The sequence below is a fragment of the Nitrospiraceae bacterium genome (assembly GCA_035623075.1).
Classification (GTDB): domain Bacteria; phylum Nitrospirota; class Nitrospiria; order Nitrospirales; family Nitrospiraceae; genus DASPUC01.
In genome coordinates, this window is the sequence record DASPUC010000024.1 from 47,677 (window position 1) to 71,279 (window position 23,603).

The 23,603-nt window shown below is 54.7% G+C and carries 25 protein-coding genes and 1 tRNA gene; 2 read left to right on the plus strand and 24 right to left on the minus strand.

From position 1 onward, the window contains the following. Positions 1 to 219: 219 nt before the first annotated feature. From VEI50_06825 to VEI50_06875, 11 genes are all read right to left on the minus strand, one after another. Positions 220 to 876, minus strand: a complete 657-nt coding sequence (locus tag VEI50_06825) for a PilX N-terminal domain-containing pilus assembly protein (protein ID HXX74825.1) — start codon at positions 874 to 876, stop codon at positions 220 to 222. 14 nt (positions 877 to 890) lie between these two features. Then, positions 891 to 2,018: a PilW family protein gene (locus VEI50_06830; protein HXX74826.1), complete on the minus strand. Its 1,128-nt coding sequence runs from the start codon at positions 2,016 to 2,018 to the stop codon at positions 891 to 893. 12 nt (positions 2,019 to 2,030) lie between these two features. After that, complete coding sequence (locus tag VEI50_06835) at positions 2,031 to 2,528, minus strand: prepilin-type N-terminal cleavage/methylation domain-containing protein (protein HXX74827.1); 498 nt, start codon at positions 2,526 to 2,528, stop codon at positions 2,031 to 2,033. A gap of 21 nt (positions 2,529 to 2,549) precedes the next feature. Beyond that, entirely contained in the window at positions 2,550 to 2,993 is a 444-nt protein-coding gene (locus VEI50_06840; GenBank protein ID HXX74828.1) for a hypothetical protein, read from the minus strand. A gap of 426 nt (positions 2,994 to 3,419) precedes the next feature. After that, on the minus strand, positions 3,420 to 5,243 hold the full coding sequence (locus VEI50_06845; protein HXX74829.1) for a GspE/PulE family protein: 1,824 nt from the start codon (positions 5,241 to 5,243) through the stop codon (positions 3,420 to 3,422). Positions 5,244 to 5,280: 37 nt separating this feature from the next. After that, entirely contained in the window at positions 5,281 to 5,763 is a 483-nt protein-coding gene (locus VEI50_06850; GenBank protein ID HXX74830.1) for a hypothetical protein, read from the minus strand. Positions 5,764 to 5,844: 81 nt separating this feature from the next. After that, positions 5,845 to 6,756, minus strand: a complete 912-nt coding sequence (locus VEI50_06855; protein HXX74831.1) for a hypothetical protein — start codon at positions 6,754 to 6,756, stop codon at positions 5,845 to 5,847. 29 nt (positions 6,757 to 6,785) lie between these two features. Continuing rightward, the gene (locus tag VEI50_06860; protein ID HXX74832.1) at positions 6,786 to 7,520 is read right to left on the minus strand and encodes a hypothetical protein; all 735 of its coding nucleotides are present in this window, start codon (positions 7,518 to 7,520) and stop codon (positions 6,786 to 6,788) included. 31 nt (positions 7,521 to 7,551) lie between these two features. Next, a complete protein-coding gene (locus VEI50_06865) occupies positions 7,552 to 8,043 on the minus strand; it encodes a choice-of-anchor X domain-containing protein (GenBank protein HXX74833.1) in 492 nt (163 codons plus the stop codon). Continuing rightward, positions 8,040 to 8,483: a GspH/FimT family pseudopilin gene (locus tag VEI50_06870; GenBank protein ID HXX74834.1), complete on the minus strand. Its 444-nt coding sequence runs from the start codon at positions 8,481 to 8,483 to the stop codon at positions 8,040 to 8,042. The genes VEI50_06865 and VEI50_06870 overlap by 4 nt, the downstream gene beginning before the upstream one ends. A 295-nt stretch (positions 8,484 to 8,778) precedes the next feature. Continuing rightward, positions 8,779 to 9,561, minus strand: coding sequence for an A24 family peptidase (locus tag VEI50_06875; protein ID HXX74835.1), 783 nt, complete (start codon positions 9,559 to 9,561; stop codon positions 8,779 to 8,781). 221 nt (positions 9,562 to 9,782) lie between these two features. Between VEI50_06875 and VEI50_06880 the strand changes: the two genes are divergently transcribed. Further along, positions 9,783 to 10,058 (plus strand): LuxR C-terminal-related transcriptional regulator, encoded by a 276-nt coding sequence (locus VEI50_06880; GenBank protein HXX74836.1) that lies wholly within the window; start codon positions 9,783 to 9,785, stop codon positions 10,056 to 10,058. Here the strand turns inward: VEI50_06880 and rlmB are convergent. From rlmB to alaC, 13 genes are all read right to left on the minus strand, one after another. Then, positions 10,045 to 10,890 carry a 23S rRNA (guanosine(2251)-2'-O)-methyltransferase RlmB gene (gene rlmB, locus VEI50_06885; GenBank protein ID HXX74837.1) on the minus strand — a complete coding sequence of 282 codons (846 nt, stop codon included), beginning with the start codon at positions 10,888 to 10,890 and terminating at the stop codon, positions 10,045 to 10,047. The two genes, VEI50_06880 and rlmB, sit on opposite strands and share 14 nt — an antisense overlap. Beyond that, positions 10,811 to 12,250 (minus strand): cysteine--tRNA ligase, encoded by a 1,440-nt coding sequence (gene cysS / locus VEI50_06890; GenBank protein HXX74838.1) that lies wholly within the window; start codon positions 12,248 to 12,250, stop codon positions 10,811 to 10,813. The genes rlmB and cysS overlap by 80 nt, the downstream gene beginning before the upstream one ends. 7 nt (positions 12,251 to 12,257) lie before the next feature. Next, positions 12,258 to 12,896: a DedA family protein gene (locus tag VEI50_06895; protein HXX74839.1), complete on the minus strand. Its 639-nt coding sequence runs from the start codon at positions 12,894 to 12,896 to the stop codon at positions 12,258 to 12,260. A 6-nt stretch (positions 12,897 to 12,902) separates the two neighbouring features. Next, the gene (surE, locus tag VEI50_06900) at positions 12,903 to 13,706 is read right to left on the minus strand and encodes a 5'/3'-nucleotidase SurE (GenBank protein ID HXX74840.1); all 804 of its coding nucleotides are present in this window, start codon (positions 13,704 to 13,706) and stop codon (positions 12,903 to 12,905) included. A 121-nt stretch (positions 13,707 to 13,827) separates the two neighbouring features. Further along, positions 13,828 to 13,904 (minus strand) — tRNA-Pro (locus VEI50_06905). A gap of 92 nt (positions 13,905 to 13,996) precedes the next feature. Further along, positions 13,997 to 14,347: a MerR family transcriptional regulator gene (locus VEI50_06910; protein ID HXX74841.1), complete on the minus strand. Its 351-nt coding sequence runs from the start codon at positions 14,345 to 14,347 to the stop codon at positions 13,997 to 13,999. 42 nt (positions 14,348 to 14,389) lie between these two features. Beyond that, the gene (locus VEI50_06915) at positions 14,390 to 14,665 is read right to left on the minus strand and encodes an integration host factor subunit alpha (GenBank protein HXX74842.1); all 276 of its coding nucleotides are present in this window, start codon (positions 14,663 to 14,665) and stop codon (positions 14,390 to 14,392) included. A gap of 135 nt (positions 14,666 to 14,800) precedes the next feature. After that, complete coding sequence (gene cimA, locus VEI50_06920) at positions 14,801 to 16,450, minus strand: citramalate synthase (GenBank protein ID HXX74843.1); 1,650 nt, start codon at positions 16,448 to 16,450, stop codon at positions 14,801 to 14,803. A 57-nt stretch (positions 16,451 to 16,507) separates the two neighbouring features. Continuing rightward, entirely contained in the window at positions 16,508 to 17,740 is a 1,233-nt protein-coding gene (locus tag VEI50_06925; GenBank protein HXX74844.1) for an aspartate kinase, read from the minus strand. A 5-nt stretch (positions 17,741 to 17,745) separates the two neighbouring features. Then, positions 17,746 to 18,981: a 2,3-bisphosphoglycerate-independent phosphoglycerate mutase gene (gene apgM / locus VEI50_06930; GenBank protein ID HXX74845.1), complete on the minus strand. Its 1,236-nt coding sequence runs from the start codon at positions 18,979 to 18,981 to the stop codon at positions 17,746 to 17,748. A gap of 23 nt (positions 18,982 to 19,004) precedes the next feature. Continuing rightward, positions 19,005 to 20,063: a threonine synthase gene (gene thrC / locus VEI50_06935; protein HXX74846.1), complete on the minus strand. Its 1,059-nt coding sequence runs from the start codon at positions 20,061 to 20,063 to the stop codon at positions 19,005 to 19,007. 4 nt (positions 20,064 to 20,067) lie between these two features. Continuing rightward, entirely contained in the window at positions 20,068 to 21,381 is a 1,314-nt protein-coding gene (locus VEI50_06940) for a homoserine dehydrogenase (GenBank protein ID HXX74847.1), read from the minus strand. Further along, on the minus strand, positions 21,378 to 22,574 hold the full coding sequence (gene alaC, locus VEI50_06945; protein ID HXX74848.1) for an alanine transaminase: 1,197 nt from the start codon (positions 22,572 to 22,574) through the stop codon (positions 21,378 to 21,380). Before alaC ends, VEI50_06940 begins: the two co-directional genes overlap by 4 nt. A gap of 285 nt (positions 22,575 to 22,859) precedes the next feature. Here alaC and VEI50_06950 point away from each other — a divergent pair, with 285 nt between their 5' ends. Beyond that, the gene (locus tag VEI50_06950; protein ID HXX74849.1) at positions 22,860 to 23,573 is read left to right on the plus strand and encodes a pyridoxine 5'-phosphate synthase; all 714 of its coding nucleotides are present in this window, start codon (positions 22,860 to 22,862) and stop codon (positions 23,571 to 23,573) included. The last annotated feature ends 30 nt before the right edge of the window (positions 23,574 to 23,603 follow it).

Here is a 23,603-nt window from a genome sequence, read left to right on the forward strand (position 1 = left end):
CTCACGTTAGCCCTCATGTGTGAAATGTTTCGTTATCGCATTCGATCCTTCGAAGCCGTAGAGCCTGATTTCGATCTCATATCTTTTTTGATCCAATGTCATCTTTACGTCACCCTACTTATTCGCGCGCCCTCTGTTTGACGAGCAACTCGTGCTCATCAGTTTCTTCTTATAAGCAAATCCATTCTGTTGCCTGTCTGACCTCTCATACAATCATGATCAGAAGCTCTTCTTCTGACAGCCTCCAGCCATGCGCAGGCAGGCGTAAACAGCTTGAACTTCATTCGTGGTCCCAGTCGCAACATTGGTCGCCACACAGTCGATTCGATAGATCGACTGAGTGTCTCCTCCACCGCCCTGTCCAATTCCGTTATATCCTCCAGAAAATTGAAGACCGGCCCCAGACTGTTGCGTGTTGTACATGTGGTCAATATCACCAGCGACTGTGTAGGGCCCCACAGCAAAGGAGAGGTCCGGTTTCGCTGATGGTCCCGTCGGCACATCTCCGTTATTGTCGGCCTGGGAAAAGATTTCCTGGGTGAGAGAGGGCGGATTCGTCCCGGCATTCTCTGCGTTGGCTGGGACGACCGGACTCGTCGCTCCTGCTCCTCCCACCACATACTGAGTTGGTACGGCCCCAAGATTCAGAGTTTGTGCGATGATGTTCACTCCAGTTCCCGTACAGGATTCAGCAGCTGCTGCGGCACCCTCCGTCGAACTGGAATATTGGGCCATTCGAATCTCCAAGCTGGTCGTCGTAATCGCCGCCACGCCGAGTACGGTCAGGATCAGCAGCAGAAGCATCACTGTCAGGAGAGCGATCCCCTGTTCGTTTCCTGAATACTGACTTCCCGATTTCATCTCAGGCTGTTTCATCACAGTTGCACTCCCTAATGAGCCAGATTCCTAGCTTCGATCGTTCTTGTCAGAACTCGTCGCCGAAATTGGTGGTACGGTGGATACATCGCAGCGTAGTCGCCCGCCGCAAAGACACCCTGCGCATGGTTATGATCACTGACCTGTAGGGGAGCAGCAGTGAGGGCAGCAGATCCGCTGCCCTCCCCCACTCCAGTATCGGCAAGCGTTTGTCTTGCCACAATGTAGACCTTAACCATTCGAATGCTATCCGGTGTCATGGGAGACGCAGTCCATGCATTGTTCGAAACAAAGTCCTCACTGCCGTAGCCATTGCCAATAGTCGGCGGCTGATCATCGATAATTCCGTCGGCAGTTCCTGGAGGGACCGATGGGTTACAACCATCGCAGGCATACTCAAACTGGATATCTTCAATGCCATCGGCAATGACCGCTCCGTTTCGAAGCAAACAAGGACTACTTCCATTTCCGCAGGCCACCGACGTTGTCCCAATGGAGTACGTCACACACTGCAGCAGATAGACTTGGGCACCGGCACCGAAGGCGAGGGGTGCCGGCACATTGACGAGGTTAATCCTCTCTCCGGCCACGGCCGTCACAGTACTCGTCGCTGCTCCGGCGATCGAAAGATATGCGGGCGGTGCGATGAGGCTGCCTCCTGCTTGGCTCGCCATGCTGGCCGCTGCTCCAGTTTGAGAAAGTGTGATTTGGTTAAATCCAGTCGGACCTCCAACAGGGCCGTTGAGTGTCCAGGCTGGGACTCCCGTGCTTGCCAACGGCACGACCATCGAAATCTGATCTGGTCCCGTATCAGGTCCGACGGGAGTTTGATCCCACGGTACGAGTGCTGCAGCGGCTCCCGAAACTGATCGCCCTACCTTGCAATTGTTGTCAGCGAGCGCGCCTATCATCCCAAACCCTGCGTCTTTAATATCGCGGGTGAGTAAGTCCATCGCGAGTCTGGCGTTTTGCTGTGTCTCGACCACCTGCTCATTCGTTCGTGTGGATTTATCAGTCGACGTAAGAATGGCAAACCCTGCACCCGTGATGATCAGGGCCACAAAGACGGCGATCAGGAGTTCGATGAGCGTTGCACCCCGCTGACATCTCCATGGGCCCATTACCTTCACCTTTTCGATCATTGCTGTTGCCTCTTACTCAGGATCGATAGTCGTGTTGATCACCACATTCCGTGTTCGCTGAAGCTTGTTCACCCCTGCAAGCGTCGTCCAGGTAACCTGAACTTTAACCAAACTTTGGTTCAAAGGAGGGTTTATAGGACCAGTCGGTGAGACACTGACCGTTCCGACCAATGCGCTGAGTCCAGCCCCATACGGACCGTTGAGAAGCGCTACCCACTGCTTGCAGTCGCCACTGGCCATGGGATCATTTATCGCATTGATGGTCGCGGCACAATTACCTGCCCCGGCAGTATTGATTCCGTTATAGGAGAGGACCCGTGAGCGATTGAATTGGATTCGTTCGACCATCTCCGCGGCGAGACTCGTGGCTCGGCTTAACTCGCTCGAATCTACGTTTCGACTCAGTGTTGTTGCTTGCATAAACGACAACGCGAGGAGTCCCACGGCGAGAATGACTGATGCCATCATCGCTTCAATGAGCGTAAAGCCTGTCTCGCTACGAACACGCATGTCTTGTCGTTCCTCGCACGGTTACGGACAGGTGGCCTGCGAACACCACCTGGCCTTCCCGCCCTGGGTCAATCGCACCGAATAGGTTGTCCCGTTGACGTTCGTTAATTGAATTAGCTGGTCAACACCGGGTGTGCCGCTCGCTCGAAGACCCGACGAACTGAACTGGATGTTTCCTCCCCCCACCAGAACCACGCTGGTTAGCCTGGGCATATTCGTAGTCTGGGTGAACACTTGGTTGCCGCTTGAATCACTTGAGGTGGTCGTGAGCTGCCCGCCTACGATCGCGAAGGTTGTCGTGAGCGGAATATTGCGATTCATCGCCATGAATCGGGAAGTCGCCAGCCCGCTGGTGACTTCCATGGCTGCTTGCTTCAATTGATAACGAGCATGCCATTGGACATAGTTCGGTACAGCTATCGCGCTCAGAATGCCGATGATCGCCGTCGTGATCATCACTTCCATCAAGGAGAATCCGCTGATTGACCTCAATGTTTCTGTCCGATGAGAATATCGTCGCATAGTTACACCAGTGGTCCCGCCCACATGGAGCAAGGGACGTGCCGATAGGCCGGCTATCTGCCCTGAGCCGAACCCATTGAAAGCATAGCAGCAAGTCTCCGTTCTGCAAGCCAATCCGGGCCCCCTTCTCGCCACAGAAAGGACAAATCTCGTCATTCAGCACACACAATTTCCGTCCCTCACGGTCCCTCTCTGAACACCTTGGCAGGCCTGCTCACAAGCCGGTTCGTTCCGCTTGCTATTGCTATGAAAGATCGAAAATCTTCGTGGGAGGAAGACCACTTGGCGATGTCTGATCAATGGTGGGGAAGGCAGTAACTAGAGGAGGAAATTCCGGGGCACCAATTATATATACCGATAGGCAGGTGTTTAGAACGCTAGGGAAGAATGCCAGGCTGAAAGGGCTTGAATATCACCGGCAAGAGGACTTGGGAATGAACCTACTTCATGGCAACGGCCCGAACTTGACGATAAGTGGTCAGCCCTTGAAGAGTTTTGGATGCCATCCTGTATCAGCGTTACCATTCCCTCCTTCATCGCTAGCTCCCGTAATCCAGCCAGTCTTGCCTTCGACTGGATAAGGGTTTTTACATCTTCCGAGCCTCGCAGCAATTCATGCAAGAGCACACGCCCTTTGAACCCTGTCCCATTGCATGCTTCACAGCCTTTCTCTCTATGGAGGGTTGAGTTCTTAGCATAAGTCACGTCCAGTCGGTCCCACCCTGAAACTCCATATCCTTGAACCAACTCGTCATATTCTTGCGGTGCTGGCTGATACGCCTCTTTGCAATGGATGCAGAGGCGTTTGCAGAGCCGTTGAGCCAGAACACCCAAGATCGCATCGGCGAAATTGAATGAGTCGCACCCCAGGTCAAAAAGCCGTACGACTGTTTCGACAGCGCTGTTGGTGTGAAGCGTGCTCAGTACCAAATGGCCTGTCAGTGAGGCTTCGATCGCAATATCGGCAGTCTCCTTGTCTCGCATCTCGCCGATCATAATGACGTCTGGGTCTGCTCGTAAGAAGGCTCTCAGTGCCGCTGCGAACGTGAGCCCGATTTTGGGGTGAACTTGAACTTGCCGTAAGCCATCTTGCGTGATTTCGATCGGGTCTTCGGCAGTCCAAATCTTGCGTTCGTCTGAATTGATATGTTTCAGAATGGCATGAAGCGTCGTGGTCTTCCCAGAGCCGGTTGGTCCGACACACAGGATCATTCCATGTGGTTTCTCCGCCATGCATTTAATGGCATGCAATGTTTCTGGCGCAATCTCCATCGACTCCAATACCATCGGTTCTTTAGCCGTCAACAACCGTAGGACAGCATCTTCGTCAGACCCTGTTGTTGGGAGTGTCGCGACGCGCAGCTCGATCTCTTGCTCTTTCGACAATCTGTATCGAATTTTGCCGTCTTGTGGTTTGCGACGTTCAGCAATGTCTAGGTTGGCCATGATCTTAAGGCGAGATATCACCGCGCGACGATAGGCAGCCGGTATTTGCATATAAGCAAAGCACGTCCCATCGACGCGGAAACGAACCGCGGTTTCCTTTCGATCGGCGTACGGCTCAATGTGAATATCCGATGCACCGACCCGATCTGCTTCCATGATCACATGATTGACCAGACGAACTATCGCCGAATCGTTCTCGTCAATCGCACTGAAGCCTCCTTCGCTCCGGTGCTCGACGCGAATCTCGTTGACCAATTCTCCAAGAATTGCACCGATGGAGGAAGAAGCCGTCTGCCCCATCGCCATATGAAGAAACTGTTCGACATCTCGGCGTAACCCGACGGCATAGCGGATCGTCATTCCGGGAAACGCACGACGAACATCCCACCCCTTGTCGAGATCGTGAGGATCGTTCGTGAGAACATCGACAAGACATCCTCGACGGGCGATCGGAATCCAAGCGTTCTTTCGCAAATAATCTACATTGAGCGGCTTCAACAAATCCGCATCAATGATGGTTCGTTCGTCGAACGGCAAGTACGGACATTGATAGAAATCGCTCAGGGCCGTACCGAGGGCATCCTTGGGCACACAATACCGGTCCAAAAGGACGGCCTCGAGATCGAGCCCTTCCTCATGTGCTTCCTCGACTGCTGCCGCCATATCGGCCTGTGTGACAATTCCGCGATAGACCAGCGTATCGAGCACATTTTGTTCGATTTTTTGCTGGATTGCCTTTGCCGGCAAGAGTCTGGCCTTTCGCCTCAGTTATTCGAAAACAACCTTAGTATTTCATCTGCCAGGTACTTGGTGCGCGATACACGACCGGTAGTCCTTTATGGAGCCCTTGTGCCAAGTCCGCGTTGTACCAGACCTCAACCTTCAGATTTGTTCCACTTGCCCGCACTGTGTCATTAGTCATCAGTCCTCCAAAAATCCTCACCGAATGCTCGACGGTGATCACACCTGCAGCGATCAATACACCATTGAGATTGACTTCGGTCAATTGGACTGGGATCCGTGTCCCCAGCGAGGTACGACCCTCTTCAGGCGGGCTGAGGGCCGGCACCGACTGACCTGCCTCGCGTGGCCTGACTATTACGTGGCCTTGTACAACGAGGAGTCCTTCAACATACCCAGGTTCGAGCACAAGGGTGCCGAGGTTGTCGGCTCGAGGCAGTTGCCCATCGATGGTATCGATGAATACGAGGCCTCGATGGTCTCCGACCGACTCCGACGTCAGAAGGTCCGAAGGAAGAAACCCCACATCCGACGCGTCAGTGCTATCGAGATGAAGTCGACCCTGTCGGTCAAGCCGATAGTAGGTTCCAATCTGTCGGGCGATGTTCTATATCTGTTCATAATCCCACCGATCGAGCCGGACACCAGGTGATGGATGTTGTCGTATATGCACGTTAGGGGAGGGAGGGGGATTCATACCCTGACCCGGCGGTGGATTCGTTACCACCACATTTCCCCCGATTCGATACTCCGCCCATCGATCCTCCTCCTGTCGGAGCGAGTCGTACGGTAGGCCGGTCACTGACGCAGTTGTAGTCTTGAGTACCAAGTCCTCGACCCGACGGACTGTCAGGTCTCCTACAACTCGATGATCTCCCCAATGCACAAGGATCGGGGATTCACTTCCTGATTGGGTGGTTCCCAATGCATGTCCCACCTGAACAGCTGCTCGTACTGGAGGAATATTGATGGCGCCTAATTGGACCTGAACTGTTCGTGCAATCGACGGCTGATCTGTTGTTGTTGCCGTTACATCCATAGTACACAGCAGGCCCGGGCGCATCGGTCCATAGACTTTCAGTTTGAGAATTCGGCCTAGGCCGCGCATTGAAGGAGCAGACCCCGGTCGAGGCTCATTGAGAGCCCGGTCATCCGCCGAATTGGACGAGTCAAGGAGAAGATCAGGGTGATCGACCGTTCCCTTGAATTGAGACCGCCCAGCCAAATCGAAAAACGACGGTCCGCTGACATCGTCGCCCTGTTGTTTTCTCAGTAGCGCGGCGACGGCCTGTGGAGCAGCTGCGGGATCGTGGAACCAACTGACAACCACTTCTGCTGCGGCATCTGCAACTCGTTGTGCTTTTTTTTCGGCCCTCACCGCGCCGACCCCCATTGCGTCTTGGCTTGCAAGGTAGAGCGACGTCATCCCCAAGAGTGAGAGGATCAATACAAGCGCGAGGGCGGCTAGCAGAATATGACCTCTCTCATCAACGTGGCATGGCTTAGTTGCCTTCCTCATAGTCTCTCCCCCGACGATTCTCAATGTCGTTATGTTCGCACGCTGATGTCTCGAACAAACCGGATCGATTCGTGTCGAACCCCCACATCAACTACTACACGTGTGATTTGTTGCAGACTGGCCGTCGTCTGGCCTCGTTCATCCCAGTAAGAAAACTGCACGGTTTGGATATCATCAGAGAGAACACTGGTTCCACCATCAACCATCCGCATCAATTGTCTGAAGCCTTGTTCGTTTCGACGCGTGTAGTACCGCACCAGATTGATCATTGAGACAGACGATCCGACGGGAACCGCACGTGCCAGGGGATCGGTAATGGTGAGAAGAAATCGCTGCCCATCTCGCGCGAGTATATGAGTTTCGCATGGATCGACAACGCAGAGCAGCACGGTTTTGCCGGCTCCCCAGCTGCGTCCGTCTTCAACCGAGAGTGTGGTCTGAGAAACGGTTGCGGTCGCCGTCACGGTTGTGACAAGACCATGGATGTTCCCCTGGAACTGTAATTCGTCTGGACCAGCGATTGAAATCGATCCTAAACCACCAGTGCGAAGCTCTTGCTCCAAAAGATCGAGTGCCAGGCGAAGATCTTGATGCCGTGCAACACTCTCCTGCTGCTCAGAATAGTGTCGTTGGAAATACGTCACGACTTGAAGTGTCGCGCCGAGGACAATCAGTCCAGCCCCCATTGCCATCATGAGTTCGGTCATGGTGGTGCCGAGCTCGTTACGCACTTCGGGTTTTGTGAATGATCTTCGACCGCTCATGCACCCGCCTCCGCTCAGATATTGCTGTCTATCAGTTGAATCCGACGAAGGTCGGATTTGCCCGGAGCGTGCTCATTCGAACTTCGCGCGGCCCTCGGTCAGTCATGTACGAAGCTATCGCTTCGAGCAGAACCGATCCTGATGTGGACAGCGCACCTGGTCGACTCAACGTCACAGTCCACCTCAAATGAATCCCGTGGTCATCCCAACTGCCTGAGTACACACCATCGCCAGCGAGAGCATCGTCTCCTTCGCCCTCATCCCGCATGATCAGATTCGATTGACCATCGTGATTGAGATCATCGATGAGAAGTCGATCCCATCGAGCCGATTGTTTCGCTTCTATTCTCGATTCCACCAGTGCCAAGGCTCGGCTCGCTACAGTTCCCTCACGAAGGTGCTGTTCTGCAACGTGAAAGGTCGCTACGGTTCCCACGAGCGTGACCGAGGTGATCGCCATTGCCACCATCACCTCAGCGAAGGTGAATCCCTCTTGAGACCGTCGCCCGTGGTCGGTTATCACGAGAGCGCCACTCTTCCCGTGAGACTTACCGTTAATTTCATGACGCGCCCCTGCTTATCCCGTATAACAATCGTCGTCGCTGTCGCCGACCGCCCTGTAGGATGGAAGAGCAGATTAGGGCCGGCACTTGGTTCATCAACTATGATTCCATTATCGCTGTAGCGATACACATCCAGCACGCCCTCCGCATCGGCACGCTGTAGCGTTATGGTCCGCGACAATCCATCGAAGACGACACGGAGACGCTCACGCCGTGCCATCGCCAGTTGCCTGACCAGTCTCAATTCAGAAGCGATTTCAGATGCTGCACTCCGCGCCTCAATCCGAGTGATCATCCCAATAAAGCTCGGACCGGCAAGGCCCGCTACAAGGCCGATCACCGCCAAGACGACGAGCACTTCTGACAAACTCTTTCCTTGCTCATCTTTAAATACTTCCATTTTTGATACGTTCAAGGCTCCAAGCATCACGTCATGGCCGATGATCTAGGCAAATCCAAGAGCTGTGCCTCACAGGTTGAATTCCTGGTTTATGCTGATTCGACACGAACGTGAGCAAACATTCGCGAAAGATTATCGACACTTTGCTCAGGAGAGACCGGGTTTATGCGAAATGGGTCTATTTTAGGAGTTCACCGGGAGACAGGAGAGCATGCGATTTCTTTTCCCAATAGGATACAGAAAGCCTTCAAAAGAAATACAGAGACCGCGCGATAGGTGGCACTGTCTAGTAACCCTAGTAACCAGTGTTGAAAAGCCCCTGGTACCAGTCCAAGAGGGGTTGAGCGAAGAACAGGGAAAGTACGGCACCTACTACGAGGAACGGTCCAAATGGAATGTATTCGTCCCGCTTGATAAGGCGGGCAGCCATCAAGCCAATACCGATAACGGATCCGACCAGCGAGCCGATCATGATAGTCAGGAGCGCGGGCTTCCATCCCAGAAAGGCTCCGATCATCGCGAGTAACTTAATATCACCCCCTCCCATCCCCTCCTTTCCGAACAAATACGGGCTCGCCCAGGCCAAGAACCATAGCAGGCCGCCGCCCACTGCAATACCAAGCAACGAATTCACGATCCCTACAGGAAGAACCGTAACAGCTCCGATTAATCCAATGATAATCCCAGGGTACGTAATCGTGTTGGGAATGATCTTATGGGAGAGATCGGTCCCCGTCACGATGATCAGTCCTGAGTAAAGTCCGGCATAAAGGAGCGATGTTTCATTGAGGCCAAAGCGCCAGAGAATGGCGAGGTATCCCGCCGCATTGGCCGCTTCTACAATCGGATAACGAGGGGAAATTGGAACATGACAAGTCCGACAGCGCCCGAGGAGAAGGAGATAGCTGAGGAGAGGAATATTGTCGTACCATGCAATGGGCCTTCTGCAGGAAGGGCAATGAGAACCGGGCCAGAAAACCCATTCATGGCGGGGGACGCGGTAAATGCAGACGTTGAGAAAGCTGCCCACGATGAGGCCGATTAGCCCCGCCAGCACGTAGTCCAAAGGTTCTCTCATGATTGACACACCGACAGACGACCTCGCGCACAAGGATAAAATACACAATTCAACAAAGACACCTTACGTAGTGCACCTAGAGCCAAAATGCTTCCATTTACATGCGGTAGAAACATTCCCTATAATCCTTCCCGATTTGGCCAGGCATTCATTCTCTAGTTTCTCTTATATGCGAGACCACTATATCTCATTTTTCTATCTAATGAAGGAGAAGTTGAATCATGGCACGAAGCGCGAAAGCGATCACCAGGCTTTCTCTCGCCGATCTCACGCCACCTCCTCGGAAGAAGCGACCAGAGGCGCTGACCAGCCGGGAATTGGAAATTCTTGAACTGATCTGGGCGGGATTCAAGAATAAGGAAATCGGTCAGCGGTTGAAGATCAGCGTCAAAACCGTTGAGGCGCATCGGGCTAACATGATGAAAAAAATGCGGGTCTCGAACACTGCCCAGCTGCTAAAAACCGCGATCCAAGGTGGAATGATCAGGATTCGCTAGGTTGCGTTGTTCGTGACTCAGATTCTCCGCGCTGTCTCACCACTTCGAACAGCGTCACAGCGGCTGCAGCTGACACATTCAAGGACTCGACCTTCCCCTTCATCGGAATGCTGACTCGATCATCGCAGTGTTGAAGGACACCTGGGCGAACGCCTTGTCCTTCGCCCCCGAAGACCAGGGCAACCGGCCCGGAGAAATCAAGCTGCGTGACCTGTTTCTGCGCTGACGGCTCGACCGCGTAGACCCACACTCCGACCTTCTTCAGATCCTCGATCAATCGGGCGAGATTCCCGACCCGACTCACCAGAATATGATCGAGCGCGCCGGCAGATACCTTTGCGACAACTGAAGTGAGGCCGACAGTTCGACGCTCCGGTATGAATACACCATGGACCCCAGCCGCTTCAGCAGTACGTAACACTGCGCCAAGGTTATGAGGATCCCCCACCCCATCCAGAAGCACGAGAAAGGGCGGCTCGCCTCGTTCCTTCGCCCGTTGGAGAATGTCCTCCGTGCTGCTGTAGGCCTTCGCCGCCACGAACGCGATGACGCCTTGATGCTTTCCGCCCGGCACCAATCGATCGAATGCCGCTTGAGGTTCGATGTGAACCGGAACGTGTCGGACCCTCGCGAGTTGAACAAGATCTGCAAATTGTCGATCGGAGCGAAGGACGAGCAACCGTTGCAAAGGGCGAGCATTCGCGCGGAGGGCTTCCCGGACGGCATGCAATCCATACAACAGGTCCGGCGAACTATCGCTTCCACCGGCTGGTGCCGTCGGGCTTGTCCTCGATGATGATGCCGTGGGACTCGAGGAGCCGGCGAATCTCATCGGCTTTCTTGAAATCTTTCCGCTGCCGGGCGTCATTTCGCTCTCTTATTTTCGACTCGATACCTTCATCAGTGAGACTGCGCACGCCAATGTCGGAGAGGTCCACGTTAAATTGCCACTTCTCCATCTGGAAAAGCCCCAGGACGGAACCAAGAAAGCGAAACAGTTCACGAGCATTCTGCCTAGCTTTGGTCGAGAGACCGGTTCTTACCAACTTATTCACCTCGCTGCGAAATCCCTGTAACTCAGCAATCACCGCTGGGGTACTGAAGTCGTCGTCCATGGCCTTCCTAAAGGCAACGCGGGTATGTTGAACCAGGTTTAAAAGCTTCTCGTTAGCCGAGCCTGCCGTCTCATCCCTTTCCTTTAGACGATTGAACAAATCATAAAATCCGTCTAATGCATACTTGGCCTCTCTCAACGCCTGATCGGAGAAATCCAGCGGGCCGCGATAGTGATTCGTCAACAGAAAGTAACGAAGTATCTCGGCGGTAATCTCTTCAGCCCATTCCGACTTCCCAAATATCTCGCGAATCGTGAAGAAATTCCCCAACGATTTCGACATCTTCTCTTGATTGATTTGCACAAAACCATTGTGAATCCAGTAACGCGCGAATTCCTTCTCCGTCGCGCCACACGATTGTGCGATTTCGTTTTCGTGGTGCGGGAAGATCAAATCCATGCCCCCGCCGTGGATGTCAAACGTCTCACCCAAATAACGCATCGACATCGCCGAGCACTCGATATGCCAGCCTGGTCGGCCAGGACCCCAGGGGCTGTCCCATGAAGGTTCCCCTGGCTTGCTACTCTTCCAGAGCGCGAAATCCATCGGATGACGCTTGCGCTCATCGACTTCAACACGTGCGCCGGCCTGGAGATCTTCGAGTTTACGTTTGGAGAGGCGGCCATAGGCCGAATACTTCTCCACCTGAAAATACACATCACCGTCGACTTGATAGGCGATGCCTTTTTTCATCAATTTATCGATCAGCGCAACGATGTCGGCCATGGACTCCGTTGCCTTTGGTTCTCTCCAAGCTGGGCGAACACTCAATTTGCCCATATCTTCGTAATAGGCTTCAATGTACTTGCTAGTAATCGCCTCGCAGGAGACACCTTCCTCATTGGCCCGCTTGATGATCTTGTCATCGACGTCGGTAAAGTTCTTCACGAACTCGACTGAATATCCCACATATTCGAGATATCGGCGGATCATGTCGAAAACGAGCGCGCTGCGGGCATGGCCCAAGTGACAATAGTCGTAGACCGTCACCCCGCACACATACATGCGGACAGTCTTCGGAACCAATGGCTCAAACGGCTCCTTCCTACCGGTCAACGTGTTGTAGATCGTTAACATCTGTCGATTACGACTCTAACTTCGGCTGGCGTCTGGGCCAATGCGACCACAAAAAGTAGCCGAGGGCCAAGGCGAGCCCCAGGCCGATTACAATGTCGAATTGGTGAAAATATTCCCGTAACTGATCCCACCGCTCGCCCATCTTCAGGCCGATATAGGCCAAGAGGTAACACCAGGGTAACGCCCCGATAAACGTAAACAGCACGAACCGCGGAAAATTCATCCGTGCCACCCCCGCCGGAAGCGAGATGAAGGTGCGGACCACCGGCAGCATCCGGCTAAAGAAGACGGCAGCTTCTCCATACTTCTGAAACCAACGATCGGCCAGGTCGAGATCTTTCCTTGATACGAGAAAATACGGCCCGTACCGCTCGACAAACGGCCGCCCACCCCAGATCCCGGCATAGTAGGCCGCCACCGATCCCACCACGTTGCCGAGCGCGCCGGCGAGCGTCACGCCCAGCATCGTAAATTGTCCGGTCGTCACCAGGTAGCCGGAGAACGGCATGATGATCTCACTGGGCAGCGGAATGCAGGCACTCTCGATTGCCATCGTCAGGACAATCCCAACATAGCCGAACATCGAAATCGCCGCGATGATGAACCGACTCAGTTCGGTGACGATGGTTTCGATCAGTGCACCCACGAGCTTTCAGCGACCTTTCTTCGACGATTGTCGACGGCTTCTACTGAGACCAGTTCTCTTTCGCTGAAGGAGCGGCTCCCACGATCGAAACTGATCCAACGCACCATAGTGTGTGGTATCGAGATGCATCGGCGTGAGCGAGACGAGACCCTCTGCAATAGCTTCATGATCCGCATCCTTGCTCCGACTCCACGAGACTCGTGTTCCGGCAATCCAAAAGTAGCTCCGTCCGTGAGGATCCACCTTCTCGATAATGGGGTTGTCGAAGCGGCGGCGGCTTAAGCAGGTGACACGAACGCCGCAAACGGATGACAACGCACGATCTGGAACATTCACATTCACTAGCGTTTCATCCGGCAGACCACGTTCGAGGACCAGGCGGGCGATACGGACGGCATAGTGTGCTCCTACCTCGAAACGAAACCGTTCCTGTCCCTCTTGCGAGACGGCGATCGAGGGAATCCCCAGGATCGTCCCTTCCAGCGCGGCGGAGACTGTTCCCGAATACATCACATCGTCACCGAGGTTGACTCCTTTATTGATACCCGACGCGACCAGGGCGGGCGGCTTCGGCATGATCTTCAGCACGGCTAGATTCACACAATCGACGGGTGTCCCGTTCACGGCATAGATGCGCGTGCCCATGTGCTGTACTCGAAGCGGTTTATGCAATGTGACCGCGTGTGCCGCTGCCGTCCGTTCTCGATCGGGCGCCACCACCCACACCTCACCGATTGTCTTCAAGGCCTCGGCCAGTGTGGTCAGACCGGGCGACTGGATTCCGTCATCATTGGTAATCAAAATGCGCATGGCCGGCTCGAACACAAAAAAAGCTGCCCGTGGCAGCTTTTCCCTTCAGGACTAATATCTGAGCACCGAGTGGCAGTGCATCCCTTCCTTCCCAACACTCAGCACTCAGCACTTTATTTATTGGTCGGGGCGAGCCGATTTGAACGGCCGACCACTCGCACCCCAAGCGAGTACGCTACCGGGCTGCGCCACGCCCCGACTCTGTTTCCAACGCTTCGTTGTTGAATGCATTGTCCTCTCGCATGGTAGTGAAATGCAACTTGTGAAATGGGGATACACTGGAGTGCCGCTCACTCAGAATGGGACTCCAACACCTTGAGCATGGCCTGCAAATGACCGCGAAGCCGCTGGGCTACTTCCTTCGGTCTGACTCGTTGTCCAGCAGTCCGGCCGCGTCTTGCCCAATACCGCTTCACCCCTGCGAGCGTGTGGCCCTCATCGTAGAGCATTCGTTTGATTTCCAAGACCGTCTCGACATCACGCCGGACGTACAATCGCTGATTGCCTCGACTTTTCTTTGGTTTCAGGAACGGAAACTCGGATTCCCAGAACCGGAGGACATAGGCTGGAAGCTTGGTGATGTGACTCACCTCACCGATCTTGTAAAAGACCTTACTCCCCAGCCGGGGTTCATTCCCCATGACCGGTCCTCGTGGTGAGAATCACCCCTGCAGACGACGAAGCTATGAATTGACGTACTTCTTGAACACCTGGCTTGGGCGGAAGGTGACCACACGGCGGGGAGTAATGCCGATCTCTTCACCGGTCCGAGGATTTCTGCCTTTTCTTGCACCTTTGCTGCGCACCACAAAATTGCCGAACCCCGCGATCTTCACCGATTCCCCCTTTTTTAACACTGCCTTGAGCATGTTCAGGACGAGCTCGACTATGTCTGCCGCTTCGTTCTTTGAGATGCCGACATGCTTGTAAATTTCGTTTGCGATATCCGCCTTTCTCATGCTCCCTCCCCTACGTCACCCAACTCGAAGCATTCGGCAACCTGATTTCGCATGGCCCGAAAGGGGCCGGTTTCGCTATAAGTTACGTAAGGTTATGTGGTCTGTCAAGGAGAAAGATCAGCTGGGGCGATTCCTTTAAGACCGGTCTCTCGACAGAAGTTTGTATTCAATGCTGTCGGCTAAGGCCTGCCAACTTGCTTCAATGATGTTTCCCGAGACTCCAACAGTCCCCCATTTATCCTTGTGGTCACCCGACTCGATCAACACCCGGACTTTGGATTCAGTTCCCCGATTGGCGGAGAGCACGCGGACTTTATAATCCAACAACTTAACTTCTTTGAGCTCAGGATAAAACTTCTCAAGCGCCTTCCGGAGCGCGTGATCCAAAGCATTGACAGGCCCAGCCCCGACCGCTGCTGCATGCTCCACGACATCGCCGACTTTTACCATCACCGTGGCCTCGGAGAATGACGCCCCGTGGTCTTGTTTTTTCTCTACAATCACGCGGAACCCCAACAAATGAAACGAGGGGATATGGGTTCCCATCGCCTTCCGCATGAGCAGCTCGAATGATCCTTCGGCCCCTTCGAACTGATAGCCTTCGCTCTCACGTTCTTTTAGAGTGTTGATCAGTTCCTGGACTTTCGCATCCTCTTTATTCAGCTTGATCCCGAAGGCTTCCACCTTTTCGAGCAACCCACTGCGACCGGCATAGTCAGATACCAGCACGCGTTGGCGATTGCCTACCATGGTCGGGATCACATGTTCATACGTTGCCGGATTCTTCAACACCGCATGAATATGAACGCCGCCCTTGTGAGCAAACGCAGAGTCTCCCACATAAGGTTGGTGCTTGTTCGGCATGAGATTCGCGATTTCCGTGACGAAACCGGACACCTCTTTCAAGTGATTCAATCGTTCGCCCAAAGCCCGACGCTTCATCTTCAGTTGAAGATTCGGAATGATGGAACAGAGATTCGCATTCCCACAGCGTTCACCGATACCGTTGATAGTGCCTTGCACCTGGACAACACCGGTCTCGATCGCCACTAATGAGTTGGCCACGGCCATTTCGCAGTCATTGTGTGCATGAATCCCGAGCGGCACTGAACATTCTTTCCGAACCTCGTCACAAATCTTTTTCACTTCCCACGGCATCGTTCCACCGTTGGTGTCGCAAAGGATCACGCGCTCGGCTCCCGCTGAGACTGCCTTCCGAATCGTGTTGAGCGCATACCCCGGGTTGGTCTTGTAGCCGTCGAAAAAATGTTCGGCATCATAGAACACACGCCGATTCTTGGATCGCACGTAGGCGATCGAATCGCCGATGAGTTCGAGATTCTTCGCTAACGAAATCCCCAACGCGTCGGTGACGTGCAGTGACCAGGTCTTTCCAAAGAGGGTGATGATCTTGGTTTCGGCATCCAGCAACGCTTGGAGATTGGGATCATGGTGGACAGAGTGGCTGGCTTTTCTTGTCGAACCAAATGCGATCACGGTCGCCTGATGCAATGGAACTGCCTTGATCATCCTGAAGAATTCGATGTCCTTGGGGTTGGCTCCCGGCCATCCGCCTTCGATGAACTGGACGCCGAGATCATCCAGCCGCTGCGCGACTCGCACCTTGTCTTCCGCGGAGAAGGACACATCTTCAGCCTGCGCGCCGTCACGCAACGTTGTGTCATAGATTTCCAACGACGTGGGTCCAACAGGCCGAACCTGGACCTCCGTAGCCGCAGAACGTGGTTGCCGAGCCGATCGTTGTTTGGCGCTTTTCTTGGCCATAAAGAAATCAGGGTAACAGGAGAGGGGAGGGCCTGTCGAGCCTCTCCGGCAAGGGGGCTAACGTTTCCCGGATAAGTCCCGGTCAAGCCCAAACGCCGAATGGAGTGAGCGCATGGCCAACTCCAAATATTTCTCGTCGATCACGCAGGAAATTTTGATCTCCGACGTACTGATCATCATGATATTGACCCCCTCCCGCGACAGGACCTCAAACATCTTAGCCGCAACGCCGGAATGCGACCGCATGCCAACCCCCACCAAGGACACTTTGGCAATGGCTTCGGTCACCGAGACGGATTTAGCATCGATATCCTTGGCCATAGACTGGATCAGCGGTACCGCTTTCTTCAGGTCAGCCCGCGGGATCGTAAATGAGATGTCTGTCAATCCAGCTTGGCTGACGTTCTGAATGATCATATCAACCAGAATGTTCGCCTGTGCGACTGGTCCAAATATTCGGGCGGCGATCCCTGGTTTGTCCGGAACTCCAACGATCGTTACCTTAGCCTGGTTTCGGTCACCGGTCACACCGGAAACGGCGACATCTTCCATCCCTACATCTTCGCGTGTCACGAGCGTCCCCTTTCCTTCCTTAAAGCTCGAGTTGACCTCGACCGGCACGTTGAACTTCGCCGCAAATTCCACCGATCGACTCTGTAGCACCTTCGCACCCAAACTCGCCATCTCGAGCATCTCTTCATAGGAGATTTTATCGATTCGGCCGGCCGCCGGGACGATATTCGGGTCAGAGGTATAGACCCCGTCCACGTCGGTGTAAATGATGCATCGATCGGCCTTGAGTGCAGCAGCCAGTGCGACGGCGGTAAGGTCTGACCCGCCTCTTCCCAGCGTCGTCACATCCGACTCTTCATTGATCCCCTGAAAACCTGCCACGATCGGGATGGTGCCTTTGGTCAATGCTTCGCGAATCCGGTCTGCTTTGACGCGTGTGATGCGCGCCTTGGTATGGGCACTGTCAGTCATGATCCCAACCTGACGTCCGGTATAAGAACGGGCGTGCAGCCCTCGCCCCCGCAACTCCATCGCCAACAAGGCAATCGTGACCCGTTCGCCCGTTGAGAGCAACATGTCGAGCTCTCGATCATCGGGCATCGATGTCACCTCGTTGGCCAATCTAAGCAGTCGATCTGTTTCGCCGCTCATGGCAGAGAGGACAACAACCACGAGATGCCCGTCTTTGTGCGCCTTCTCTACGCAATCAGCCACGCGGCGAATGCGTTCGATAGTTCCCACCGATGTCCCGCCATATTTTTGAACAATCAACGCCATGACGATCAGGACCCTTTGGCAAAGAGTCGAGCAATAAACTTCGTGGCATCCTTGGGGGAAGTTCCTAGCGCTTGGACATGAACCTCGGTCAATCGCTTCCTCCCTCCTGATGTCCCTTTCAGCGTCGAATCCCAATAGACAAACGGGCCAGGTTCGTTCTCTACCTGGCCCGCGTGAACACTTCCATGATCACAGAATACGAGAAGACGAATAGGGCCGAGCTTCTCCAGCCCTCCAACCAGGGGTCCGATGAGATCACGATCGATCGCTTCAATGCCTTGGACCTTCGCTTTGAGATCCGATCCATAGACAACTTCGTCCGACAGTTCGACGTGGACATAGGCGAAGTCGTTCTTGGCCAGCTCTTCCAGGGCCACGGTAGCCTGCGTCCTGAGATCAACCTGAGTCAACCGCGCTGGATCAACCGCGGTCAGCCCTGCGCAGAGCCCAAGCCCCCGGTGGACGTCGCTCGTCGAGACGACAACGCCGGAAATCTGAAATCGCTCTGCGAGGGTCGGCCAGGAAACGGCACGGCCTTCTCCCCAGAGCCACAGACAGTTTGCCGGCTTCCGCCCCGCCTGCCGACGTTCGTCATTGACCGGGTGGTCACGGAAGATGTGTAGGGAGGCCTCCATGAGTTTCCGCAAAATATCGGACCCGTCCCCAGACGGAAGCGCCCCGGCAATCGGATGACCCACCAGCGTCTGAGGGTCGGCACAGACCGCCCTCGGTTTACCATTGACCCAGACCATAACATGCCGATGCCCGGACCCTGGATAGAACTGGATTGTTTCAGACCCCAATTGCTCATTGGCGGCATCGATCAGCTCCCGCGCTTCCTCCGTGCTAATGAGTCCGGCGGTCGCATCATCCATGACCACCTGGGGTCCGAGTTTTTTGATATCGGTCCAGGTTCCCTTGGTTCCCGGCTCCCCCTTGAGCGTGACCATCGTGCAACGATACACCACGTCGTGCTCGGTGACGTTCACCTCCAGACTGACTGCTTCAAAGGGTCCGGGACCCTGATAATATTTCTTGGGGTCATACCCGAGAATGGCTGTGCCTGTGAGCCCGGAGCCATGACGGCCCCCGCCATTGGGAAAAGACAGGAGCCCCAGTTCTCCACTTTGAACCACACGATCGAGATGGGGAGTCGCCGCAACTTGGAGAGGAGTCTTCCCACCCAGTTCCTGCCGAGGGCGGTCGGCAAGCCCGTCGGCATGCAGGATCACATACTTCATCGACAGAGCGCTCGCATCAATCTCTACACATTTAGCAGTCGGGCGACATCCTCCCGCGTCGCCTTCACGGTTTTCGGTTGAACGGACACGCTGATAGCGGTATCGGCATCCTTCAACCCATGGCCGGTCAACGTACACACGACCGTCTCTCCTTCCCGAAGAGCGCCAGCTCGATTCAACTTAGTCACGCCCGCCACCGATGCAGCCGATGCCGGTTCGCAGAAGACCCCTTCGGTCGCTGCCACGGCGGCGTAGGCCTGCAAAATTTCTTCGTCCGTGACCATGTCGATGGCGCCGGACGACTCTTTCACCGCATTCAGCGCCAATTGCCAACTGGCTGGATTGCCGATCCGGATGGCCGTCGCCACGGTTTGCGGATTGTCCACCACATGTCCAAGCACGATCGGTGCGGCTCCAGCCGCTTGAAACCCCATCATCCTCGGCACCTTGGTGACCTGATTCGCGGCTCGATACTCCTGATACCCCTTCCAATAGGCCGTGATGTTTCCGGCATTCCCAACGGGGAGCACGTGGAGGCTCGGCGCGTCTCCAAGTTGATCGCAGACCTCCATGGCCGCGGTCTTCTGGCCTTCGATTCGGAAAGGATTAATGGAATTCACCAGCTCGATGTGCTGCGTCACAGAGAGATCTTTGACGATCGAAAGCGCTTGATCGAAATTGCCTTCGATTTGGATCACTGTCGCGCGGTGCATCATCGCTTGGGAGAGCTTCCCCATCGCGATCTTGCCCGCGGGAATCAAGACATACACGGCCAGCCCGGCTCGAGCTCCGTAGGCGGCAGCAGACGCCGATGTATTCCCCGTCGACGCACACATCACAGCCCGCGCGCCGCTTTCCACCGCTTTCGAGATCGCCATCGTCATGCCGCGGTCCTTGAAAGACCCGGTTGGATTTGCGCCCTCGAATTTCAGATAGAGATCGATGCCTGGAGCAATTTTCTTCGCTAACCGCGTGGCTCTGATGAGGGGGGTGTTGCCTTCGCCTAACGTAGTGATGGGTGTACGTTCCGAAACCGGCAGAAACTTCCGATACTCTTCGATCACCCCACGCCAACGATTCATCGCGTTATTCGTCCTTGCCTTCAACCCGGATCAGGATGGCAGGTGCAGAGATACAGGTCATGCGATTGAATTCCCGTAATGCGGCCTGGACATCCCGTTCCTTGGCCAGGTGGGTTTTGATGACAATCGAGACCGTCTGTCCCGCGCTTCTCCCCTGTTGTAGCATCGACGAAATGCTGATGCTGAACTGGCCGAGCACACCCGCAATCTGCGCCAAGACCCCTGGACGATCCACCACCATGAACCGCAGATAGTAGAGGGAGCTGATCTCGTCCATGGGACGCATTCTCAGTGGACGCCGCTGATTCTGCTGGAATGACGCAGGTGGAATACGCCCGACAGCACCCTTTAGGAGGTTGCGCGCGAGGCTGATGACATCGCTCACGACGGCACTTCCGGCTGGCAAATCACCGGCGCCCCTGCCGTACAACATCACGTCGCCGACCGCATCGCCAACAAGCTGAATCGCGTTGTAGACCCCTTCCACTTTGGCGATCGGCAAGGACGATGCGATCATGGTCGGATGGACGCGTGCCTCGACCTCGCCATCGACGAGCTTTGCGATGCCTAGGAGCTTAATCGTGTACCCGAGTTCCCAGGCGTAGGCGATGTCATGTTGCGTGATGTGCGTGATCCCTTCGGTATAGAGATCCTTGAAGTTGATCGGCGTACCAAAGGCCAGGTTGGCGAGGATAGACAGCTTATGCGCCGAATCGATACCTGCGACATCGAAGGTCGGATCGGCTTCTGCATAACCGGCCCGTTGGGCTTCTGCTAAGACAGCCTCGAATCCCTGCTTCTCATTGGTCATACGAGAAAGAATGTAGTTCGATGTCCCGTTGATGATTCCGTAAATAGACTGGATCGCGTTGGCCGCCAGTCCCTCTGTCAACGCGTGGATGACGGGAATTCCTCCCCCGACGCTGGCTTCAAAGCCGAGATCCACTCCGTGGCGCACCGCTGCCGCGAAGATGTCTTCACCATGGAGCGCCAGCAATGCCTTGTTCGCTGTCACCACCTGTTTCCCCGCAGCCATGGCATCCAGGATCAGCCGTTTGGCCGTATCACAGCCTCCGATTAATTCGATCACGATATCGACGGCAGGGTCGGTGAGGACCTGTTTCGCATCGGTGGTCAACATTTCAGCGGGTACATGAACACCTCGATCACGAGTGATATCGAGATCGGCAATCCGGATGAGTTTGACTGGTACACCAACGCGACGTTGGATCAATCCGGCATTCTCCAACAGAATCTTGGCGACGCCGCTTCCGACCGTACCGAACCCAATGAGCCCAACACCGATGCTCGACTTCATTCTTCGGCTCCCTCCAGCTTGAGGGCTTTACGAATTCCACGGACTGCCTGTCTAGTACGGTGCTCGTTCTCGACCAGTGCGAACCGCACGTACTCATCGCCCCCTTCTCCAAACCCGATTCCGGGAGAGACAGCCACTTTCGCCTCGCGCAGCAGGAGCTTAGAAAACTCCAGCGATCCCATGTGGCGATAGGGAAGCGGAATCCTGGCCCATACGAACATTGTCGCCAGCGGTTTTGCGACATGCCAGCCAATTCGGTTCAAGCCGCTGACCAACACATCCCGTCGTTTTTGATACCGGAGAACGGTTTCTTTGACACAATCCTGAGGCCCGTTTAGCGCAATGACGCTGGCGATCTGCAGCGGTTGAAAAATGCCGTAATCCAGGTAGCTCTTGATCTTGGCCAGCGCGCCGACCACTTCGCGATTGCCGACACAGAATCCCACGCGCCATCCAGGCATATTGTACGCCTTCGAGAGGGTATAGAACTCGACGCCGACATCCTTTGCGCCAGGGATTTGGAGAAAACTTGGCGCCCTGTACCCATCAAACACGATATCCGCATAAGCGAGATCGTGGATGACGATTACCTGGTGTTCTTTTGCAAAGGCGACAATCTTCTTGAAAAATTCCAGATCGACTACCGCCGTGGTCGGATTGTGCGGGAAATTGATGACCAGAATCTTGGGTCTAGGGAATGTCTGCCGATAGACACGCTGGAGATCATCGAAGAAGTCACTATCCGGGCGCAGCTCGATGCCGCGGACTTCCCCACCCGCGATGATAAAACTATACATGTGGATGGGATAGGTGGGCGTAGGAGTCAGGACGACATCGCCTGGTCCGATCATTGCCAACGATAAGTGCGCCAGCCCTTCCTTGGAGCCAATGGTCACGATGGCTTCGCTCTCGGGATCGAGATCAACGTCGTAGTTCCGTTTGTACCAGGCCGCGATTGCGTGCCGAAGCTTCGTGATCCCACGGGACGCCGAGTAACGGTGATTCTTGCCCTTTCGCGCCGCCTCGATCATCTTGTCGACGATGTGAGGGGGCGTCGGTTGATCGGGATTACCCATCCCGAAGTCGATGATGTCTTCGCCACGATGCCGGGCATCAAGCTTCAGGCTCTGGACCTGAGCAAAAACATACGGCGGCAGCCGTTTAATTCGGTAAAACCCGTCTCCGATTCCCATCTTTGTCTCGTACCTCTACCCGATCGGGACCTGACAGCAAAAATCCCCCCTCCTTCTACAGCGCCATATTCTAATTGTGCAGAACGAGTCGAGTCAAATTATGTTGTGATTCTGTGGGGTTCCGCGTGCAGTCCAACCAATAGTCCTTCCCCCAATTTGGCGACCGTGGCGTGTCTTCTCCGGTCCTTGCCGACCCAGTCTATTTCTGTTACAACAGCAACGCCTTTCACGTTTTTCCTTCACGTTAGGATCTCCTGGGTTCGCACTCCTCAGAGGGGAGGCTTCGTGCCACGGCTTGGGGTCAATATCGATCATGTCGCGACCTTGCGGCAGGCCCGAGGGGGAAACGACCCGGACCCCTTGGCGGCAGCGGTGCTCGTGGAGTTGGCCGGCGCTGACGGGATTGTAGTCCATCTTCGCGAAGACCGTCGTCACATCCAGGACAAAGATCTCCAACTCCTTCGAGAGTTGATTCGAACCAAGCTCGATCTGGAAATGGCTGCAGACGAAGCCATGGCGAAAATCGCGCTGATGATTAAACCAGACATGGTTACGCTGGTCCCTGAACATCGTCAGGAACTCACCACCGAAGGCGGGCTGGACGTGGCCAGTCACAAGGACCGCATCAACCAAGTCGTGAAGATGCTTCACGACGGCGGCATTCCCGTCAGTCTTTTCATCGAACCAGATCTTGCGCAGATCAAGGCGGCTCATAAGATCTCCACCGATTTCGTTGAGTTGCACACCGGTCGATATGCCAACGCGAAACGGTCTAAAGAAGCTGACGCTGAATTCGAGGCCATCAGCCAATCGGCGAAGTTGGCTTACAAACTGGGCATTGGAGTAAATGCAGGACATGGCTTGAATTACCGTAATGTCAAGCGGTTAACGATGATCCCCGAAATCGTCGAGTACAACATAGGCCACAGCATCATCGCGAGAGCCGTACTCGTCGGCTTAGATCAAGCCGTCCGTGAAATGAAAGTGCTGATCGGCTGAGTTTCGCAACAACGAAGCGCCGCCGTCCGC

Excerpts from the sequence above, each read along its gene's own strand:
- rlmB (HXX74837.1), bottom strand. The coding sequence starts at position 10,890 with ATGAGATTCGCCGGCTCCTCGAGTCCCACGGCATCATCATCGAGGACA.
- VEI50_06910 (HXX74841.1), bottom strand. The coding sequence starts at position 14,347 with ATGGGGAATGAACCCCGGCTGGGGAGTAAGGTCTTTTACAAGATCGGT.
- alaC (HXX74848.1), bottom strand. The coding sequence starts at position 22,574 with ATGGGAATCGGAGACGGGTTTTACCGAATTAAACGGCTGCCGCCGTAT.
- VEI50_06925 (HXX74844.1), bottom strand. The coding sequence starts at position 17,740 with ATGGCGTTGATTGTTCAAAAATATGGCGGGACATCGGTGGGAACTATC.
- cysS (HXX74838.1), bottom strand. The coding sequence starts at position 12,250 with ATGTTAACGATCTACAACACGTTGACCGGTAGGAAGGAGCCGTTTGAG.
- VEI50_06835 (HXX74827.1), bottom strand. The coding sequence starts at position 2,528 with ATGCGTGTTCGTAGCGAGACAGGCTTTACGCTCATTGAAGCGATGATG.
- VEI50_06870 (HXX74834.1), bottom strand. The coding sequence starts at position 8,483 with ATGGAAGTATTTAAAGATGAGCAAGGAAAGAGTTTGTCAGAAGTGCTC.
- VEI50_06825 (HXX74825.1), bottom strand. The coding sequence starts at position 876 with ATGAAACAGCCTGAGATGAAATCGGGAAGTCAGTATTCAGGAAACGAA.
- VEI50_06855 (HXX74831.1), bottom strand. The coding sequence starts at position 6,756 with ATGAGGAAGGCAACTAAGCCATGCCACGTTGATGAGAGAGGTCATATT.
- VEI50_06880 (HXX74836.1), top strand. The coding sequence starts at position 9,783 with ATGGCACGAAGCGCGAAAGCGATCACCAGGCTTTCTCTCGCCGATCTC.
- VEI50_06940 (HXX74847.1), bottom strand. The coding sequence starts at position 21,381 with ATGAAGTCGAGCATCGGTGTTGGGCTCATTGGGTTCGGTACGGTCGGA.
- VEI50_06830 (HXX74826.1), bottom strand. The coding sequence starts at position 2,018 with ATGATCGAAAAGGTGAAGGTAATGGGCCCATGGAGATGTCAGCGGGGT.
- apgM (HXX74845.1), bottom strand. The coding sequence starts at position 18,981 with ATGAAGTATGTGATCCTGCATGCCGACGGGCTTGCCGACCGCCCTCGG.
- VEI50_06840 (HXX74828.1), bottom strand. The coding sequence starts at position 2,993 with ATGGAAGTGATGATCACGACGGCGATCATCGGCATTCTGAGCGCGATA.
- VEI50_06860 (HXX74832.1), bottom strand. The coding sequence starts at position 7,520 with ATGAGCGGTCGAAGATCATTCACAAAACCCGAAGTGCGTAACGAGCTC.
- VEI50_06875 (HXX74835.1), bottom strand. The coding sequence starts at position 9,561 with ATGAGAGAACCTTTGGACTACGTGCTGGCGGGGCTAATCGGCCTCATC.
- thrC (HXX74846.1), bottom strand. The coding sequence starts at position 20,063 with ATGAATCGTTGGCGTGGGGTGATCGAAGAGTATCGGAAGTTTCTGCCG.
- cimA (HXX74843.1), bottom strand. The coding sequence starts at position 16,450 with ATGGCCAAGAAAAGCGCCAAACAACGATCGGCTCGGCAACCACGTTCT.
- surE (HXX74840.1), bottom strand. The coding sequence starts at position 13,706 with ATGCGCATTTTGATTACCAATGATGACGGAATCCAGTCGCCCGGTCTG.
- VEI50_06915 (HXX74842.1), bottom strand. The coding sequence starts at position 14,665 with ATGAGAAAGGCGGATATCGCAAACGAAATTTACAAGCATGTCGGCATC.